Raw genomic sequence first — 19542 nt, 5'->3', positions numbered from 1 at the left:
AAATAAACAGTTACTCGTATGTTTTATGGTTGGTTTGTGTTTGTAATCTGTTTGTTGATTATTGTAAGTAAACGTCAAAACTGTTTTGAAATGTAGAAGTGTCGCTAAGCCTTAGCAAATCTAAGGGTTAGAATAAGGCACGAAATGATCCAACAGCTGGAAAGCCGTTTTGCGCCCTGATAAGCCCATATCGAAACTCGAATTTTGGTTCTACCGCCATTACCGCAGCGTGCATGGCGTGCGCATCGCTATCGCTTTTTTACTGACCTTTCTGTTTGTGCGCATGACCGGTATTCCTGAAGGAACCTGGCCGCTGATCACTTTAGTGGTGGTGATGGGACCTATCTCGACGTGGGGCAACGTTTTTCCGCGCGCCATACAACGCATCTGCGGCACCTTTGCCGGGTCAATATCGGGTTTGATTGCGCTAAAGCTGGAGCTGGTTTCACTGCCGGTGATGCTGGTCTGGTGCGGCGTTGTGATGTTTGTCTGCGGCTATCTCACGCTGGGTAAACACCCTTACATGGCGTTGCTAATTGGTATTACGCTTAGCGTGGTGGTGGGGGCTCCAGCGGGTGACTTCACTGTGGCGCTGTGGCGCGGGGGCGATGTGATTCTCGGGTCGCTGCTGGCGCTGCTGTTCAGCGCTATCTGGGCACAGCGCGCCTACATGCACTGGCGCATTCAGCTGTCAGATTCGCTGGAGAAGATCGCCACTATTTATCACGCCGGTTTCTCGCCTAATCTGGTTGAGAAACCACGTCTGAATAAGCCGCTTGGAAAATTACTCACCACTATTATCAAGATGCGTGCCTTGCTGGAGCCTTCCAGTAAAGAGACGCGGATACCCAAATCGGTGTTTGAAGCGATTCAAACCATCAACCGTAATATGGTGTACACCGTTGAAATGCAGATCAACGCGTGGTGGGCATCGCGTGAAAGCCATCTCATCTTACTGAACGCACCGACGTTACGCCGCACCCAGCAGATGACGGAAAACGCGCTGCGCGCGCTGTCGCGCCTGGCGGTATGCGGTGAAACCGAAGAGGTGATCGCCACCAGTCATGAGCTGGCAGAGATTACGCGTGAATTGAAGCAGTTAATTGCCGATGCAGGCAGTGAAAGAATTGAGGAGACGCCAATTTACGGCTACGTCTGGATCAGTCTGGAGCTGGCGAAACAGCTGGAAAGGATGAATGATTTACTGCGTTTGGCGCTGCGCAAATAATCACCTCAGACAATGACTTAATGTGAAACCCGCTTTCTTTGCGCTAAGATAAGAGCCAGTCTGAATTTAGCTGTGAAAATTGCTTACAAGGCTGGCTAGCCGCTAAGCTGATCGTTTTGACTCTCTCCCTGCGACAGCAGGCTCAAAGAAAGGTGCCATCATGGAAAATGCCAAGCAATCATTTCAGGACGTACTGGAGTTCGTACGTATGTTCCGCCGCAAGAACAAACTGCAGCGTGAAATTCACGACAACGAAAAGAAAATTCGTGACAACCAGAAGCGTGTGCTGCTGTTGGACAACCTGAGTGAATACATTAAACCCGGCATGAGCATTGAGGCGATTCAGGAAATCATCGCCAGCATGCGCGTTGACTATGAAGATCGCGTTGACGAATACATCATTAAAAACGCCGATCTGTCGAAAGAACGTCGTGATTTGTCGAAAAAGATTAAAAGCATGGGCGAACCGAAAGCGCAGTAAATTTAGCCGATGTAACACCTACAGACTTGAAAAGTGCCCAAGCGGGCACTTTTTTTATGCCTTGTGCTCAGCCAGACGTCGCGCAATCTGCTGCAACTGCTGCGCCATTTCCGGTAAATCCTGCTTGCCGTTACCTGGCGCAGCCGTGGATTCCCGCAATACCAACGCGGTTTTCAGTTCTGCCATCGGCAGTGCTTCTCCGCGCAACTGCGCTAACAATCGATCCACGCTGACTTCACCCAGCCGCTGTAAATCCTGACGTACCGTGCTCAGCGGTGGCTGATACCACGCGCTTTCCACTGTATCGTCGTAGCCCATGACGGATATTTCACCAGGCACAGCGACGCCATGCTGATGCAGCGCGCGCATCGCACCCAGCGCCATTTGATCGTTTGCCACCAGCAAGGCTTGCGGTAAATCGTGGGGAAGTTGAGCCAGCAACGCCCGATAACCCGATTGCGCGCTCCAGTCACCGCGCAGTATGCAGTGTGGCGTTAGCTGATGCGTCGCCAGCGAGGCGATCCACGCTGCTTCACGCTGGCGTGCCGACACCGACTGTTCCGGCCCGTTCAGCAAACCTATTTTCTGGTGTCCCAGTGATACTAAATATTCAACTGCCGCTTGCGCACCTGCAGCATTGGGATACTGACACTGCGCCACTGCCGCCTGCGGCTCAACATCTAAAAACAGCGTCGGCTTTGCGCCGCACAACGTTTGAATCTGCTCTGCCTGTGGCGCGCTAAGCGGCAGGTTGATCAGCAAGCCATCAACGCGCTGCGCCAGCAGTTCATTTATCGTGGCTTCCGCCTGATTGCCGCTGTCCATGGCAATCACCAAATGATACCCGGCGGCTGCGGCACGCTGCTGGATCGCAGACGCAATCTGTGCCGGTGCCATTAACGCTAAGTCGCTGGTGGCAAGCCCCAGCGTGCGGGTGGCTTTTCCCGCCAGCTGTTGCGCCACGCGGTTCGGCACATAATTAAGCTGCTGCATCGCCGCTTCGACTTTTTCACGCGTGCGCGGTGAAACTTGTTCAGAGCGATTAAGCACGCGAGAAACGGTTTGATAGGAGACGCCAGCCAGTTGGGCCACGTCATCAAGGGTCACGGAGCGGGAAGTCATTGAACTCTCCTGAAGATAGAGCGGCGAGTGTAGCAAATTTTCCAGCCAGCATGCCGGGAGAGCGGTACACTGCGCGCTGCACAGGAGAAAAAATATGCAACTCAGCGACAACGAAATTCAGGATATCAACGTGATTGCCGCCTGGCTGGCGCTTGATGACATGCCGCATCAGGGTGAAATCAGCGCTGATCTGGCTATTCTTGCCGGCCATTCGGTGTTACCCAATATCGAAGGTGCGGTGGCGCTGGCGAAAAAATTTGATCTGCCTCTCTTGATCAGCGGAGGAAAAGGGCATGCCACGCCGGTATTAGCCGAAGCGATGGCAACGCATCCGTTTTACCGTCAAATTGATACCCAGGACATGGGCGAAGCGCAGATGCTGGCAGCCATTGCCCGCACCTTCGCGGCACTAACGGATCAACAGTTGCTGTTAGAAGGTGCCTCGCGCAACTGCGGCGAGAACGCGGCATTCAGCCAGCGTTTGCTGGATGAAAAAAATATTCAGCCGCAGCATGTGGTGTTGATTCAGGATCCGCTGTTGCAGCGTCGTACGGATGCGACATTCCGCTGGCAATGGCGCGATCGTGCAGATGCGCCGCAGTTCATCAACTGGCCGGTATTTACGCCACAGCTGATTCTTGACGCGGGCATGGCGCGCATTATTGGCGCACCACCGCAGGGATTGTGGTCGCTGGAGCGTTTTCTTTCGCTGCTGATGGGCGAAGTGCAGCGTTTACGCAATGACGAACAAGGTTATGGGCCGCGAGGCAAAGGCTTTTTCGGCGAGGTTGAAATGCCAGATGCGGTGGATGCCGCGTGGCAAAGGCTGATGCATCTGCCTAATATTCAGGGACGCATCAGCCGTTAAAGGCTAACAATTTACCGGTTAATGTGCGTGATGCTTAGTCTGTAAATAGACCTGCAAATTGACGTTTACCGCATTCAGCAACGGTGCATTAATGCCGTTGCGTTTGGCGCGTAACAGCAGGTCGCCAATGATTTGATCCGCTTCGATGTCAAAACCTTGCGTCAAATCGCGGTACATTGAAGAGGTCATTGGCGTGGCAGGATTACTCAATACTTCAAAAATCTTCGCTGTGATAGCCGGACGCGGTTGATAACCTTCCGCGCTGATCACCGCAAGAATCTCACTAAAAATGCTCTGCAGCAGCGCTTCGCCGCCCTGAGATTGCAAAACCTGTTGCGTGTTGCCGCGTGCCAGCGCGCACACCGCACCAAGCGTACTCAACAGCAGCCATTTTTCCCACAGCTCGCTGATGATATTGTCGGTGAAGAAGGTCTCCACCACGCTCTCTCGCAGGGCGTCATCAATTCGCTGCAACCGCGCATCATTATTTCCATCCAGTGCGCCGTAGTAAATTTGGTGAAGCGGGGTCATCTGTACCACTTCGCCATTTTTGCCTAGCGTCGCGTTGATTTTGCACAAACCGCCAATCACCTTGTCTGCGCCAAAGTGCTCGCACAGCGTATCAATGTGGCGCATTCCGTTGAGAATCGGCATGATCAACGTGTCAGGCCCAACGGCTGGCGCGATATCCTCCAACGCCTGCTCAAGAGCAAAACTCTTCACCGTGATCACGATTAGATCGTAATATCCGTCCAGAGAGCTGGCCTGCACCAGTTGCGGTTGCAGTGTTTCAGTGCCTTGCGGCGTCTGTAAAATCAGCCCGGTCTCCCGCAGCTGAGTCAAGCGGCGCTCACGCACCAGAAACGTCACGTCTTGTCCCGCTTGCGCCAGACGTGCGCCAAAATACCCGCCGGTTGCGCCGGCCCCAACAATCAGAATGCGCATGCTATTTTCCCTTGCCTGAAAACCTTTACCTTAAAACCTGACGCGTAGGGTTGCCAGCCATCAAATGCTTAATTATGTGCGATGGCAGTCAACAAGGTTTGGAGCAAGCCGGGAAAGCGCTGGTCAAGATCGTCCTGTCGTAACGAAATCAGATTTTCCCGGCCCATCGGTCGTTGCCAGATCACGCCGCTGTCGCGCAGCACGCGCCAATGATGCGTCATGGTCGATTTTGCTACCTCGCCGCGCAACGCGCCACAAGGCTGTTCACCTTGTCGTGCCAGCGTCTGCACAATCTCCAGTCGCAGCGGATTTCCTAATGCAAACAAAACATTCTCGAGGCGGATTTGCTCCGCTTCCGGGTGATTCGCAATCATAAATTCCTGTGTAGTGATCTAAATTTGATGAATTATAGCTCAAACTGTTCGTATATATACGTACCATTGGTCTAAGCTTGCTGACGCAGGTGAGCAAATGGTGCTCATCGCATTAATGGTCAAAATGACTAAGGACGCATCATGCCCCGACCCCTTCCACTCGCACGTTACCGCAACATCGGCATCTCCGCGCACATCGATGCCGGTAAAACCACCACCACCGAGCGCATTTTGTTTTATACCGGAATGAGCCATAAGCTGGGGGAAGTGCACGATGGCGCTGCAACAACCGACTGGATGGCGCAGGAGCAAGAGCGCGGCATCACCATAACATCCGCAGCGGTGAGTTGCTTCTGGCCTGGCATGAACGGCAGCTTTGAGCCGCACCGCATCAACATTATCGACACGCCCGGACACGTTGATTTCACCATCGAAGTTGAACGGTCGATGCGCGTTTTGGATGGCGCGGTAATGGTTTACGACGCGGTAGGCGGCGTACAGCCGCAATCAGAAACCGTTTGGCGTCAGGCCAATAAATACCGCGTACCGCGTTTGGCCTTCGTTAACAAAATGGATCGCCAGGGCGCAGACTTTTTCCGCGTTGTGCAGATGATGCAGGATCGCCTTAAGGCGCATCCAGTGCCAATTGTGATTCCGATTGGCAGCGAAGAGCATTTTGTCGGCGTGGTTGACCTGAATAAAATGCAGGCGATTTACTGGGATGATGCCACGCAAGGCATGACGTTTAGCTACGGTGACGTCCCGGAATCGTTGCGCGAACAGGCGCAAGTCTGGCGCGAAAAAATGGTCTCGGCTGCGGCGGAAGCCAACGAAACGCTGACCGAAATCTGGCTGGAAAAGGGCGATCTCAGTGAAACGGAGGTCATTGAAGGGCTTCGTCAGCGCACGTTGCTTGGCGAGATTCAGCCGATGCTGTGCGGCAGCGCGTTCAAAAACAAAGGTGTTCAGCGCATGCTGGATGCGGTAATTGAGCTGATGCCGTCGCCCGCCGATATTCCGTCGGTACAAGGTGTGGATGAACATGGCAAGATCGTTGAGCGTCACACTGACGATGACGAACCGTTCTCAGCGCTGGCGTTTAAATTAATGAGCGATCCTTTTGTGGGGCAGCTGACTTTTGTGCGCGTCTATTCAGGCGTGCTGCGCAAAGGCGACAGCGTGTATAACGCGGTAAAAGGCAAGAAGGAGCGCATCGGTCGCATTGTCCAGATGCATGCGAATGCCCGACACGAAATCGATGAGATTCGTGCCGGTGACATTGCGGCGTGTGTGGGATTGAAAGAGGCGACCACGGGCGAAACGCTGTGCGATCCCAACGCGATTATTACGCTTGAGCAGATGGAATTCCCGGAACCGGTGATTTCGCTGTCGATCGAGCCAAAAACCAAGGTCGATCAGGAGAAAATGGGCCTCGCGCTGCAACGTCTGGCGGCAGAAGATCCTTCGTTCCACCTGCATACTGATGAAGAGTCGGGCCAGGCGATTATCTCTGGCATGGGCGAACTGCATCTGGAAATCATTGTTGACCGTCTGAAACGCGAATTTGGTGTTGAAGCCAATATTGGCCGTCCGCAGGTCACTTACCGTGAAACCTTGCGCAAAGCGGTACACGACATTGAAGGCAAATTTGTGCGTCAGTCTGGCGGTAAAGGGCAATATGGACACGTGGTGCTGAGCCTGGAACCACAACCAGCGGGCAACGGCTTTGCTTTTGTCGATGCCACCAAAGGCGGCGTGGTGCCACGTGAATACATTCCTTCCGTTGAGAAGGGGATTCGCGAAGCGCTGAACAGCGGTGTGCTGGCGGGTTATCCGATTGTGGATATCAAAGCGACATTAACGTTTGGTTCTTACCACGATGTCGATTCGTCTGAGATGGCGTTCCGCATGGCCGCGATTTTGGGCTTCCGCGCCGGGGCAAAACTGGCCGATCCGGTGATCCTTGAACCGATCATGAAGGTTGAGGTGGAAACGCCGGAAGAGTACGCGGGCGGCATTATGGGTGATCTCTCCTCTCGTCGTGGGGCAGTACAGGGCATGGATGAGCATTTTGGCGGGCGCATTATTCGCGCTGAAGTGCCGCTGTCTGAGATGTTTGGCTACTCGACCAATGTGCGTTCGCTGACGCAAGGCCGGGCAACTTACAGCATGGAATTCCATCACTACGCGCAGGCACCACGACAGGTAGCCGACGCGATCATCGCCTCACGTAAATAAGCATAATGCGGCAGGGAAGCCGCGTTATAGCTGTGCAACGCCAAGCCTGGCGGCGGCCTGTTCCCATTCCTGCACGGGGTGATAAAAATGCCGATCGACCTCACTGAAGTGACTTATCAAATTAGCCGCACACACCGCCCGATATCTCTCATCTTTGACTAACGCTGCCAACGCACTGCGCAACTCTGCCAGCGTGGCGTCTGAGGTGGCAGCTGAGGTGATCAACGGCAGCGCGGGCGACAAGGGCGTTTCACCGATAATCGCCAACCCATGTTGCTCTTCGGGTGCATAACGTTGCAGCAAAGCCCAGGTTACGCAATCGATGGCAGCAAGATCGGCTGCTCCCTTACGCAGCGCCGCCAGCGACAGGCGATGACCGCCGCTGAAAATAACCTGCTTAAAGGCGACAGGCTGCTGCGCCACGACATAGCGCAATGCGTTATAGCCGGAGTGAGAATCTGCGCTGTTACAGACTGCGCGGCGTCCGTGAAAATCTGCCAGCGTTTTGGTTTTGTCTGGAGCACGCGCCACTAAAAAGCTGCGATAGCATGCGCCTTCACACCCCGCTGCCGTAGAGTGGAATACGCCCACTAACTTGACGTCAGGCAGGCTGCTGACCAGCGGATAACCACAGGTTTGGCTCAATAACAACCGCGCATCCTGCCAATGTGCCAGCAGATTGTCCGGCCAGATAATCTGCGTTTCAAGGCCGCGCTGTGCCAGCAAATCGGCAATCGCCTGCGTCAACTGCCGGGTTGCGGCGTGGTCAATGTCGTACATCGGCAATGAAAGCTGTTCAGTCATGCTTTTTCTCGCTACGTCGTCCTGGATGAGCATTCACAGCCACCGGTTTCGCCCAAAACTGGCGCAACCACACTGCGTATCCGCCCACGCGAAAACCCTGATTGCGCTGGTGATAGCTTTCACGGTAAAGCAGATACAGGTGGCGCAGGCCATACCAGGGCACGCCTGGCAGATCGTGATGCACTGAATGATAGTTCAGGTTGAGAAACAGAATTCGCCAGACCAGCGCCGCTTCGTTGTTCACCGAGCGCGCCAGCGGTTCTTCCGCCGCTTGATGCTCAAGAAAAGATCGCACTTTGGTCAGTGCCAGCGCCGGATAACTCACCGCCGCCATGAACCACAGCGGCGAAAATCCTTGTTGCGCCATCCAGCTAAACAGCGCTACCAGCATCGCCCAATGCAGCATCCACATCACTAGCGCGGGCAGGTTGAAAGTGTATAGCGCCAGCCACACCGCCTTAAACGTGCCGAGCACATCTAACAGCGGGGCGATGAGCAGGCGACCAAAAAAGGTATTGCGCAGATGAATAACCTGTTGCTGCCAGCGCGGCAGTTGTGCCCAGCGCGTCGGCGAAAAGTAATAGGTTTCAGGATCGTCATCCGGCTCGGTCAACGTGCGGTTACGGTGATGCGCCAGATGCGAATCGCGGTACAAACCAAACGGATACCAGACCGCCAGCGGCAGCATGCCAAACAGCTGATTAACGCGTGGCCAGCGAGTCGGATGGCCATGAATCAACTCATGCTGTAGCGACATATACCAAGCGGTGAACCAAATCAGCAGCAAGGTTGCAGGCAGTAAACCCAGCGTTTGCCAGTGGATCAGCGTGGCGAACCAGCCGCCATACACGGTGATAATCAGCAGCCAGGTTGGCAGTTCACTGCGCCATAGCCAGCTGCGGGCGAGTTGGTGAAGCAGCTGGCGCTGCTGAGCATTGATGTAGCCGGGAGATGTTTTCAACCTGTTCTGCCTGAGAAACGTTGCATGATTCACAGACGATGTAAGAAAGGCGGGAGAAAGACAAAGACCTTAATTTTCTTAGCTATGTCGAATTTCTCGAATGTGGGGTTGAAAGAAATTGACTATCAGTGGCGGCCCGGCTGGCGTAACCTTTCTGCATCAAGAATTGTCTTATGACGCGAGGGCGAAAATGGCCCACCTGGAGAAGTCACACATGAAAAAAATTGGTTTTTTATCCTTTGGTCACTGGACGCCGTCTTCACAGTCGGCGACGCGCTCAGCGCAAGACGTGTTGCTACAATCGATCGATTTAGCCGTAGCGGCAGAAGAATTGGGTGCTGATGGCGCTTATTTCCGTGTGCACCATTTTGCTCGCCAGCTCAGCTCGCCTTTCCCGCTGTTAGCGGCTGTTGGTGCACGCACCAGCAAAATTGAAATCGGAACTGGCGTCATTGATATGCGCTATGAAAATCCACTCTATATGGTGGAGGACGCCAGTGCCGCTGACCTGATTTCCAACGGCCGCCTGCAACTGGGCCTGAGTCGTGGTTCGCCAGAGCAGGTGATTGATGGCTGGCGCTACTTTGGTTTCGAACCGAAAGCGGGCGAAACGGATGCCGATATGGGACGTCGTCACACCGAAGAGTTTTTGGAAGTACTGCGTGGCGAAGGGTTCGCTAAACCGAACCCACAACCGATGTTTGCGAATCCGCCGGGCTTGCTGCGTCTTGAACCGCTGTCGGAAGGATTGCGCGATCGTATCTGGTGGGGTTCAGGCTCCAACGCCACCGCAGAATGGGCGGCGAAAATGGGCATGAACCTGCAAAGCTCGACGCTGAAAGATGATGAAACCGGTGAACCGTTCCATATTCAGCAGGCAAAACAGATTCGCGCCTATCGTGCAGCCTGGAAAGCTGCAGGGCATCAGCATGAGCCACGTGTTTCCGTTAGCCGCAGCATTTTTGCTTTGGTGAATGACATGGACCGCGCCTATTTTGGTCGCAGCGGACAGGAACAGGATTCCGTGGGTTTCCTTGACGAGAAAACGCGCGCCATCTTTGGTCGCAGCTACGCGGCAGAGCCGGAAGCGCTGATCAAGCAGCTGGCACAAGATGAAGCGATTGCCGAAGCCGATACGCTGCTGCTTACCGTGCCGAACCAGCTTGGCGTGGCGTATAACGCACACGTGATTGAAGCTATTTTGAAATACGTTGCGCCGGAACTCGGCTGGCGTTAACACCTGTTGCCGCGGCCTGGCCGCGGCTGACGCACCGTCAATCAAAAGTGCGTCATGAAAAACAGGCAATAAAAAGCCCGGTCTTTTTGCAAAGACCGGGCTTTTCGAATTTGGCTCCTCTGACTGGACTCGAACCAGTGACATACGGATTAACAGTCCGCCGTTCTACCGACTGAACTACAGAGGAATCGCTTGAACGGGGCGCATGTTAACGGCACCCCATGTTCTTGTCAAAGCTCTTTTTCACAAAATTGTCTGACTGCTGAAATATACGCCAATCACGCCTTTTGCCAGTAAAAATCGGCCTGCTCTGCATCGTCTAAAAAATGCCTGCCTGTGAAATGAAATTTCTGGAACGCTTCCATTTTAGCCGCATTTTATGAGGTGATTGTGAGGTGTTAAGAAGAGACTTAATACTTGTCAGCATGCAGTTTAAGTGGTTCTCACCGATAGTTTTTTATCATCATCACATTTATTTCATTTCTACTTTGAAAAGCGTCTAAATGAAATTTACATTCCGCTTTAATCTCATATTGAACCGGCGGAGTAAAAAATGAATAAAGTCAGAATCGGCATGATTGGCAGTGGCTATATTGGACGTTGTCACGCTATTGCCTATGCGCAAGCACCCACGGTTTTTGCCCTTAAAGGCGAAATTGTGCGTGAAATGCTGGCAGAGGTGAACGCAGATTTAGCCGCAAAACAGGCTGCCACCTTTGGCTTTAGCCGCTCCACTGGCGACTGGCGCGAGCTGGTACGCGATCCCAACATTGATGTTGTCGATATCTGCGCACCAAACTTCCTGCATAAAGAGATGGCGCTGGAAGCGATTCGTCACGGCAAACATGTCTACTCAGAAAAGCCGCTCTCCCTGACGGTTGCGGATGCTGAAGAGATGGTGGCGGCGGCCAACGCGGCGGGCGTGAAAACGCTGGTAGGCTTCAACTACATGAAAAACCCCACCAGCCAGCTGGCGAAAGAGATTATTGCGCGCGGCGAAATCGGTGAAGTGGTGCATTTTTACGGTACGCACAACGAAGATTATCTGGCTAAACCAGAAACCCCACTCGACTGGCATTGCCAAAAAGCGCTGGCAGGATTAGGCGCGCTGGGCGATCTGGCGGCGCACATCGTCAACATGGCGCACTATTTGGTGGGCGATATTGCTGAAGTGAGCGGCGATATGATGACGGTGATTAAATCGCGCCCTAATCCTAAAGATCTCAGCCAGCACGTGGCGGTTGAAAATGAAGATCAGGCCAGTGCACTGCTGCGATTTAACAATGGTGCGCACGGCGTAATTGAAACCTCACGCATCGCCTGCGGCAGCAAAATGGGGCTGACTTATGTGGTCACCGGTACCAAGGGAACGCTGCGTTATACCCAGGAACGCATGGCCGAAATTGAGCTTTATCTTCACGATGATCCCGCGGGACGTCAGGGATTTAAGACGATTTTAACCGGCCCGGCGCATCCCGATTATGCCAATTTTTGTATTTCGGCGGGCCACGGCATCGGTTTTAACGATCAGAAGACAGTAGAGATCCGCGACTTAATCAATGGCATCGCGGCAGGCGACAAAATGTGGCCTGATTTCGCTGAAGGCTTACAGGTGCAGAAAGTATTGGAAGCGATTGCGGTCTCTGCTATGGAACGTAAATGGATGCCGGTGTGAGGTTTAGGTAGAGAGTAAATAGCCTGCCTCCACAAGGGAAGGCAGGCTGCACATTAACGTTCGGCGCTTTTTTCCCACCAGAGTTTATCCAGCGCGTAATACCGGTCACGCTCGATTTCCGGCTGATGCAAATCGCGGTTCCACGGCTTAGCCAGAATGTAGTGCAGATTCTTCACTTCATCGCCTTGCCACATTTGGCTGTGCTGAAACGGCAGTGTTTTCAGTGCGTTGTAGATGTAAGGCAGCACCAGCCAACGTCCTTCAAACACCTCATTCAACAAATCTTGCTCAGAGAAGGCGTAAGCACTCAAATCATCGATAGCGGCGATGCGCTGCTCCAGCGCTTCAAACACCGCGTTATCAGGCTTAAGTACCAGAAAACCGCCGTTGAGATAATTGTCGAGCTCGGCGGGTGCCGGCTCACCGCGATCCTGCCAGGTATAATGGCACGCTTCCGGCTGCCAGCTGGCGGGGTAAGAGGCAATTTTATTGGGATTACAGCGGCAAGCGTGACACGCCGCCAGCTGATTATCACCGAGATCCAGCGTAAACAGCTCATCCATGTTTTTCAGTACCAGCATGTCGGCGTCTAAAAACACCACGCGCTCACACTCGGTGAGCTGCCAGGCACGCAGTTTGGTCCAGACTTCACCAAACTGGGCGGATGCGTAGTGCTGATTCAGGTCATCACGCGGATAGAGCGGGTCAACATGGTGAATAACGCAGCCTTGGGCCTGCAAATCTTCGCGATCGGCTAAGGGGATCGCATCGGTGGTCATCACCACCAGCGGCCAGCGTGTTTCGCTCTGTTTCAGCGAGCGGTGCAGCGCTTTCACGCCGACTAAATAATCGGGTTGAGTCAACAACGTTACCCAAGCAAACATGATTTTCCCCGTTTAATTCAATCAAAAAGTGTATTGATGTAGTCGTTACTGAAGCGAAGCTGTGGATCGAGCTGACGGCGCAAGGCACGGAACTCATCCCATTTAGGGTAGATTTCTCGCCACGTGTAGCGCTGGTCATCGTAATATTTACCCCAATGCGGACGGCCGCCTTCTTCGACCAGCAGTTTTTCTATTTCTGTCAAAAAATGCAGCCCATCCTGCGAAAGTGAACCATCATCGGCGTAATAAACCACAAAGCCAAAATAGCAGGTAGGGCGCTGGTAAGAAGGGCTTAGCCAGGCGGATGACGCGCCGGTACAGCGCAAAATAATGGGATAATGCATGTGCGGACGATTTTCTGCATACCAGCTTTTGATCTTGCTGATGATCGCGGGCGTGTTTTCCAGCGGGACGCCAATTTCCACATTGATTTGCGGCACCGCAATGCCACGGCAAAATAACTGATAGATGTCGCCCGTCACATCGGTAAAGTCACGGAAACGGGTCACGGTGCGGAACTGCTTACCGCCTTTACCGTGAATCTGCGTATCGCGATGCATGTGTGCCAGGGTTTGGTCGATGGTGTCATTCAGGCTGTCGTCACCGGTATTCGCGTGCTCCACAACCTGACGATGGTTCTGCTCATAGCGCTGACGTTCAGCGTCACTGGCTTCGTGAGCATTCCAGACATGCATCAAGTTGTCATCGACAAACCACCAGGCTTTGCTCAGCGGATATTCGTCGTTCCAACGCGGTAAATCTTGTTCAAGGTTATCGGCGCTAACGGCAAATTTATGGCAGGTAAAAATGCGGAACGGCTCAGTGCGCAACGTCACGGCGGTGATAATGCCCAGTGCGCCCAGCGTGACCTGTGCGGCGGCAAAATCATCATCGCCACGGTCAAATTCACGCAGCGAGCCATCGGCGAGCACCATGCGAATGCGCAGCGCTTCATCCGCCAATGAACTTTGCTGTAATCCCTGGCCGTGCGTGCCGGTAGCCATCGCACCCGCCAGCGTCTGCACTGCAATGACGCCAGGTGACGATCCCAGCATCCGATCCATTTCCGTCAGTGTGCGATAAACCTGTTGCAGCGGCGTAGCCGCGCCAAAAGTAACACTGTTTTCATCGCTGGCGATCAGGCCGGAAAGGGCACTGAGATCCAGCAGTAAATCGTTCTCGCCCACATGTAGCATTCGGCCAGGCGAAAGTTTGCTGCCAACCACGCGTACCTGGCATTGTGACTGGCGAAGTAATTGCTGAAGTTCCGCTTCGTTTGCCGGACGTTTTACCTGCTGACGGCTGCCAACCTGAGCGTTTTGTGCCCAGTTCCACAGTGCGTCATCTTGTGGTTCAACATGAGTTTGGCGAAGCGGATAAAGGCGGGCGTCTCTGCTCACAACTGCATTCCTGTTTTAAGGTATTTGCGGGTTCGTCTATCAAGCGTAGACCATTACCCACGCGGGCTGGCTTTGCTAATCGTGCTTGCGGATGTATCGCAACGTTGCGGTCACCGCGAGGTGACGATTTCGTTGGATGCTCTCCTCTTCGTTGTTGTCCGGGCTGAACAACGCATTAAAGGTATAGCGATTTGATACGTGGTGGACGCAAATACTGCTGATCAGGCGATGCACATCAATGGTTTGCACCTCTTTAATGAACAGGCCTTGCTGCTGACCGCGCGTCAGGATGTCATCCAGCAGATCCAGCGCACTGCGATTAAGTTCTTTAATGCGTGCGGATTGGCTGATGTAGCGGCCACGCAGCAGGTTTTCGGTACAGACTAAACGCATAAAATCGGGGTGCGAAACATGGTAATCAAAGCTGGCTTCGACCAGTTTAGTCATCGCGATTTCGGGTGACATGACGGCCAAATTCAGGCCCGTTTCATGCTGGCGAATTGCCTGATAAACCTGCTCAAGCACCTCAATATAAAGCTGCTCTTTAGTGCCAAAGTGATACACCACCATGCGTTTGGTGGTTTGCGCGTTCTCAGCGATCTGCTCCATGCGCGCACCCTGCATACCGAACTCAGCAAAGGTTTTTAATGCACCTGCGACAATGCGTTTTTTTAGCCCTTCCGGGTCATTTTTTCGTTTTGTAATATCCGACATGGGGCTCAGTAACAGGAGTAATGAAAGGGATACTTTAACACAGCCGCGGCTTGATGCTTTTGGCAGCAGAGGCGACTGCGGTAATTCTGCCGGGAACCCGATGCCCGTTTGCTCGCGTCGAAACCGCGAAAACTCCGTGTGATGGAAAGCAAAAAGCCCGCTCAGGTTTCCCTGAGCGGGCTTTTCAAATTTGGCTCCTCTGACTGGACTCGAACCAGTGACATACGGATTAACAGTCCGCCGTTCTACCGACTGAACTACAGAGGAATCGTTTGAACGGGGCGAATATTAACGACGCTGCTGCGGGTTGTCAAAGCCCTCTTTGTCTTATTGCGTTCAAGTGCTCGTAAAAGCAGCGGATTGCCGCATTTTTATGGCATTCGCCTGCTTTTCAATCTGCCAACGAGATCTCACTTTAAGCGCATTTCTCTGTAGATGTTAGAGGCGTGTCAAAGTTTTGTTATTTGACGATGTTAAAACAATCATTTCAGTGCTTTTATGATAAAAATTTCAAAACGCCAATATATGGAACAAACGAACTGCTTACGGTCACGGAGGAAATTAAGTGAAAAAAGTGAAACGCGATTTTGAAATTAAATGGTTTTAGATCAAGTGATTGTGAAAAGGAGTTGTCGGTCACAAAAAAGCGTTAAACCGAAAGTCTTACCTCATCAAACTGATAAAAAACGCCAGCAGTGTTGAATGAATGTAAAAGATATTTTTCATTCGCGGTGTCAACTCACTGAGCAAGTTAACAATAAAGAAGGGTTCCTATGAACATTAAAAAAACGATCGTTGCTTCACTGTTAGCCTGCATGTTGCCCGCCGCCGCAATGGCAAAAGATATTCAAGTTGGCGTCTCTATGGCGCTGTTCGATGACAACTTTCTGACCATTGTGCGCACCTCGATTCAGAAAGAGATGCAGAAAGATGGCGTAAAAGGTCAGATCGAAGATGCCAAAGGCGATGTGGCGCAGCAACTCCAGCAGGTGCAGAACTTTATCGGTCAAGGCGTCGACGCCATCATCGTGAACCCGGTGGATACCAATGCGGTAAAACCGATTCTGGATCAGGCCAAAAAAGCAGGCGTGGCGCTGGTGTTTGTTAACCGTCGTCCTCAGGCTGATCTCACAGACAAGATGGCCTATGTTGGTTCCGATTCTGAGCTGGCCGGGCGTTTGCAGATGGAAGCATTGGCTAAATCCATGAACGGGAAAGGCAATATTGCCATTTTATTGGGCGATTTAGCCAATGAGTCAACCCGTGAACGTACCAAAGGGGTTGAAGCGGTAGTGGCGAAATATCCCGGCATCAAAATCATCCAAAAACAGACGGCGAAGTTTACCCGCAATGATGCGGTTGACGTTGTCAGCAACTGGATGACAGCAGGTGATGACATTCAGGCCATCGCCGCCAATAACGATGAAATGGCGATCGGTGCGCTACAGGCGCTGGGCAAAAACGACAATCACATTTTAGTGGCGGGCGTAGATGGTACGCCAGATGCGTTGCAGATGATCAAGAACGGCAAAATGGTCGCCAGCGTATTCCAGGATGCCAAAGGTCAGGGTGAAGGCGCGGTGCAAACGGCGATAAAACTGGTTAATGGCGAGAAAGTGCAGAAAGTGGTCGATATCCCGTTCCAGCTGATCACCAAAGAGAACTACACCAAATACACCAGCATGAACCAGAAATAGTCGTTCCCGACTTAGCCGTACGGAGGTGATGTATGACCGCTTTTGCGCTTGAAGCCGAAGGTATCAGCAAATTTTTCCCGGGAGTTAAAGCACTCGACAACGTCTCGCTGCGCGTGCGTTCGGGAACGGTGCATGCCTTGATGGGCGAAAATGGCGCGGGCAAATCCACTTTAATGAAGTGCCTTATCGGGATGTACCGTCCCGATATGGGCACCATCCGCATTAAAGGGGAGCCGGTGCAGTTTCAGGACACGATGGACGCGTTGCGTTCCGGCATTTCGATGATTCACCAAGAGTTGAATCTGGTGCCGTACATGACAGTCGCTGAGAACATCTGGCTGGGACGTGAGCCGATGAGGCTTGGCTTCGTCGATCACGGCAAGCTTAACCAGATAACTCAAGAGCTGTTAAACAGACTGAATATTCGGTTGAAAGCCGATCGGATGGTGGGCGATCTCAGTATTGCGTCGCAGCAAATGGTCGAAATTGCCAAAGCGGTGTCATGGAATTCAGACGTCGTGATCATGGACGAACCCACTTCCGCGCTGACGGAAACCGAAGTTGCCCATCTGTTTACCATTATTCGCGACCTGCGTGAGCAGGGCAAAGCCATCATCTATATCAGCCATAAGATGGATGAGATTTTCGCGATTACTGACGAAGTCAGTATTTTCCGTGATGGCAGCTGGATTGGCAGCAACCAAACCTCGGCGTTTACACGTCAGTCGCTGATCACCCAAATGGTGGGGCGTGAACTGACCCAGCTCTTCCCGAAATTCAACAATGCCATCGGCGAAGATGTGCTGACGGTGCGTAATCTCACCTGCAAAGATCGCTTCACCGACATCAATTTTACGCTGCGTAAAGGGGAAATCCTCGGTGTTGCGGGACTGGTTGGCGCAGGGCGCAGCGAGGTGATGGAAAGTCTGTTTGGTATGGAGAGTTTTGACAGCGGCGAAGTGCTGATTGATGGCGTGCCGGTGAATATCGATTCACCCTCTACAGCGATTGAGAAAGGCATGGCGTTTCTGACAGAGGATCGTAAAAAGTCCGGGCTGTTTCTGGTGTTGTCGGTGATGGAGAACATGAGCATCGTCAACATGCCGGAATACAGCGGCAAAAGCGGCTTTGTCAGTCACGTGAAGATGGCGCAGGACTGCATGGAGCAGATTCGTCGTCTTAACATCAAAACGCCAACCATGGATCAGATCATCAATAACCTCAGCGGCGGTAATCAGCAGAAAGTGTTGATTGCGCGCTGGCTGCTGGCTCAACCCAAGATTTTGATTCTGGACGAACCGACGCGCGGTATTGACGTCGGGGCGAAAGCTGAAATCTATCGCTTGATCAGTGAACTGGCGAATCGTGGCGTGGCAATCATCATGGTGTCGTCTGAACTGCCGGAAATCCTCGGCATGAGCGACCGCGTGATGGTTATGCACGGCGGACGTATAACCGGCATCCTCGATAAAGAAGACGCCGACCAGGAAACCATTCTGTCGTTGGCATCTGAGTGAGGCGTGAGAAAACTATGAGCAATATGAAAGTGACTGCCAATCCGGCATCCCAGCAGCAACCCTCTTTTTTCACCAATCTGCGGCACAAGCTGCCCAGAGATACCGGCATCTTTATTGTCATGGTCGGTATTGCATTAATTTTTGAAATGGCCGGTTGGTACGTACGCGACCAATCGTTCCTGATGAACACTAACCGTTTGATTTTGATTCTGCTGCAGGTTGCGATCATCGGCATTATCGCGGTTGGCGTGACACAAGTCATTATTACCACCGGCATCGACTTGTCCTCCGGCTCGGTCATTGCCCTGACAGCCGTGGTGGCAGCGAGTCTTGCGCAAACGTCTGATAGTCTTTCACCGATGTTCCCGTCGCTGGTGAATATGCCTGCGGCAATACCGATTGGTGCCGGGATTGGGGTCGGATTACTGTGCGGCCTGGTCAACGGCGTATTGATTACCCGCACCGGCATTCCACCGTTCATTGCCACGCTGGGCATGATGGTTTCCGCGCGCGGCCTGGCGCAGTATTACACGCAGGGTAATCCGATCAGTTTCCTCTCCGACAGCTTTACTTCAATCGGTCAGGGCGCAATGCCGGTGATTATCTTTTTGGTGGTGGCTTTCCTGTTCCATATCGCACTGAAACATACACGCTACGGAAAATATGTTTATGCCATCGGCGGTAACATGACCTCGGCGAAAGTCTCCGGTATTAACGTGAACAAATATTTGATCATCGTTTATACCATCGCGGGCGCACTTTCTGGCCTGGCAGGCGTGGTGCTGGCGGCTCGCGTCAGCAGCGGACAGTCAAGCATGGGCATGGCCTACGAACTGGATGCGATTGCGGCAGCGGTCATCGGTGGCAGCAGCTTAATGGGCGGCGTCGGCCGCATTACCGGTACGCTGATTGGCGCGGTGATCCTCGGGTTGATAAAAAGCGGATTCACCTTCATTGGCGTGGATGCTTATATTCAGGACATCATCAAAGGCATCATCATCGTCGCGGCTGTCTCCATAGATATGCATCGTAACCGTAAAAAACGCTGATACGCTGCCACATGCAGGTACAGAGCGGGCATATTGCAGCATCTTCCTCCCCCATTTATGGGGGAGGATTGAGGTGGGGGACAAACGACCTCGCACTTCATAGGATTGAGGCGGGGGACAAACGACTTCCTCTGCGCGCTGTCCCCCATCCCGGCCTTCCCCCGCAGCGCGGGGGAAGGAGACGCTGCCACATGTGGGTAAATAGCTGACATATTGCAGCATCTTCCTCCCCCATTTATGGGGGAGGATTGAGGAGGGGGACAAACGACGCCTAACCTCATGATCATAAGATTAACCACTGATAACGTTTACATCATATTAACTTCTGGATATCTGTTAAGGCAGTCT

General features: G+C 52.8%; 17 protein-coding genes and 2 tRNA genes. 9 read left to right on the top strand and 10 right to left on the bottom strand.

Going from position 1 to position 19542, the window contains the following annotated elements; all coding sequences use genetic code 11:
• The first annotated feature begins 169 nt into the window (after positions 1-169).
• Together SC127_RS16590 and tmaR are read left to right on the top strand one after the other, a co-directional pair.
• Positions 170-1228: an FUSC family protein gene (locus tag SC127_RS16590; RefSeq protein ID WP_243077620.1), complete on the top strand. Its 1059-nt coding sequence runs from the start codon at positions 170-172 to the stop codon at positions 1226-1228.
• 160 nt (positions 1229-1388) lie between these two features.
• A complete protein-coding gene (gene tmaR, locus SC127_RS16585) occupies positions 1389-1709 on the top strand; it encodes a PTS system regulator TmaR (RefSeq protein WP_215846430.1) in 321 nt (106 codons plus the stop codon).
• Positions 1710-1763: 54 nt separating this feature from the next.
• On the opposite strand, the gene SC127_RS16580 is transcribed toward tmaR, so the two are convergent.
• Positions 1764-2831, bottom strand: coding sequence for a LacI family DNA-binding transcriptional regulator (locus SC127_RS16580; protein ID WP_332627158.1), 1068 nt, complete (start codon positions 2829-2831; stop codon positions 1764-1766).
• 94 nt (positions 2832-2925) lie between these two features.
• Here SC127_RS16580 and SC127_RS16575 point away from each other — a divergent pair, with 94 nt between their 5' ends.
• Complete coding sequence (locus SC127_RS16575) at positions 2926-3699, top strand: YdcF family protein (protein ID WP_332627157.1); 774 nt, start codon at positions 2926-2928, stop codon at positions 3697-3699.
• An 18-nt stretch (positions 3700-3717) separates the two neighbouring features.
• Here SC127_RS16575 and SC127_RS16570 read toward each other — a convergent pair whose 3' ends face one another.
• Positions 3718-4644, bottom strand: a complete 927-nt coding sequence (locus SC127_RS16570) for a ketopantoate reductase family protein (RefSeq protein ID WP_332627156.1) — start codon at positions 4642-4644, stop codon at positions 3718-3720.
• Between the two features lie 68 nt (positions 4645-4712).
• Entirely contained in the window at positions 4713-5018 is a 306-nt protein-coding gene (locus tag SC127_RS16565) for an ArsR/SmtB family transcription factor (RefSeq protein ID WP_215846435.1), read from the bottom strand.
• A 141-nt stretch (positions 5019-5159) separates the two neighbouring features.
• On the opposite strand from SC127_RS16565, the gene fusA reads away from it, so the two are divergent.
• Positions 5160-7256: an elongation factor G gene (fusA, locus tag SC127_RS16560; protein ID WP_332627155.1), complete on the top strand. Its 2097-nt coding sequence runs from the start codon at positions 5160-5162 to the stop codon at positions 7254-7256.
• Positions 7257-7280: 24 nt separating this feature from the next.
• Here fusA and SC127_RS16555 read toward each other — a convergent pair whose 3' ends face one another.
• Positions 7281-8060, bottom strand: coding sequence for a phosphate/phosphite/phosphonate ABC transporter substrate-binding protein (locus SC127_RS16555; protein WP_332627154.1), 780 nt, complete (start codon positions 8058-8060; stop codon positions 7281-7283).
• Complete coding sequence (locus tag SC127_RS16550) at positions 8053-9021, bottom strand: fatty acid desaturase (RefSeq protein WP_332627153.1); 969 nt, start codon at positions 9019-9021, stop codon at positions 8053-8055. Before SC127_RS16550 ends, SC127_RS16555 begins: the two co-directional genes overlap by 8 nt.
• Before the next feature lie 214 nt (positions 9022-9235).
• On the opposite strand from SC127_RS16550, the gene SC127_RS16545 reads away from it, so the two are divergent.
• Positions 9236-10258: an LLM class flavin-dependent oxidoreductase gene (locus SC127_RS16545; protein WP_243077627.1), complete on the top strand. Its 1023-nt coding sequence runs from the start codon at positions 9236-9238 to the stop codon at positions 10256-10258.
• 111 nt (positions 10259-10369) lie between these two features.
• Here the strand turns inward: SC127_RS16545 and SC127_RS16540 are convergent.
• Positions 10370-10445: transfer RNA gene (locus SC127_RS16540), tRNA-Asn, on the bottom strand.
• A 366-nt stretch (positions 10446-10811) separates the two neighbouring features.
• Here SC127_RS16540 and SC127_RS16535 point away from each other — a divergent pair.
• Positions 10812-11933, top strand: coding sequence for a Gfo/Idh/MocA family protein (locus tag SC127_RS16535; protein WP_215846440.1), 1122 nt, complete (start codon positions 10812-10814; stop codon positions 11931-11933).
• 53 nt (positions 11934-11986) lie between these two features.
• Here the strand turns inward: SC127_RS16535 and SC127_RS16530 are convergent, their stop codons facing one another.
• From SC127_RS16530 to SC127_RS16515, 4 genes are all read right to left on the bottom strand, one after another.
• Complete coding sequence (locus SC127_RS16530) at positions 11987-12817, bottom strand: glycosyltransferase family 8 protein (protein WP_332627152.1); 831 nt, start codon at positions 12815-12817, stop codon at positions 11987-11989.
• 17 nt (positions 12818-12834) lie between these two features.
• Entirely contained in the window at positions 12835-14217 is a 1383-nt protein-coding gene (locus SC127_RS16525; protein WP_332627151.1) for a D-arabinono-1,4-lactone oxidase, read from the bottom strand.
• Positions 14218-14292: 75 nt separating this feature from the next.
• Positions 14293-14931, bottom strand: coding sequence for a TetR family transcriptional regulator (locus SC127_RS16520; protein ID WP_243077629.1), 639 nt, complete (start codon positions 14929-14931; stop codon positions 14293-14295).
• A 191-nt stretch (positions 14932-15122) separates the two neighbouring features.
• Positions 15123-15198 (bottom strand) — tRNA-Asn (locus SC127_RS16515).
• Positions 15199-15704: 506 nt separating this feature from the next.
• Between SC127_RS16515 and SC127_RS16510 the strand changes: the two genes are divergently transcribed.
• The 3 genes from SC127_RS16510 to SC127_RS16500 are packed head-to-tail and all read left to right on the top strand — an operon-like array spanning position 15705 to position 19194.
• Positions 15705-16628, top strand: coding sequence for a sugar ABC transporter substrate-binding protein (locus tag SC127_RS16510; protein ID WP_215846445.1), 924 nt, complete (start codon positions 15705-15707; stop codon positions 16626-16628).
• A gap of 32 nt (positions 16629-16660) precedes the next feature.
• Positions 16661-18145: a sugar ABC transporter ATP-binding protein gene (locus tag SC127_RS16505; RefSeq protein ID WP_332627150.1), complete on the top strand. Its 1485-nt coding sequence runs from the start codon at positions 16661-16663 to the stop codon at positions 18143-18145.
• A gap of 23 nt (positions 18146-18168) precedes the next feature.
• Positions 18169-19194 carry an ABC transporter permease gene (locus SC127_RS16500; RefSeq protein ID WP_243078480.1) on the top strand — a complete coding sequence of 342 codons (1026 nt, stop codon included), beginning with the start codon at positions 18169-18171 and terminating at the stop codon, positions 19192-19194.
• Positions 19195-19542: the final 348 nt, after the last annotated feature.

It is taken from the genome of Pantoea sp. T14, from assembly GCF_036663535.1.
Taxonomy (GTDB): Bacteria; Pseudomonadota; Gammaproteobacteria; order Enterobacterales; family Enterobacteriaceae; genus Pantoea; species Pantoea phytostimulans.
This window is presented reverse-complemented; position numbering and strand designations above follow the sequence as displayed.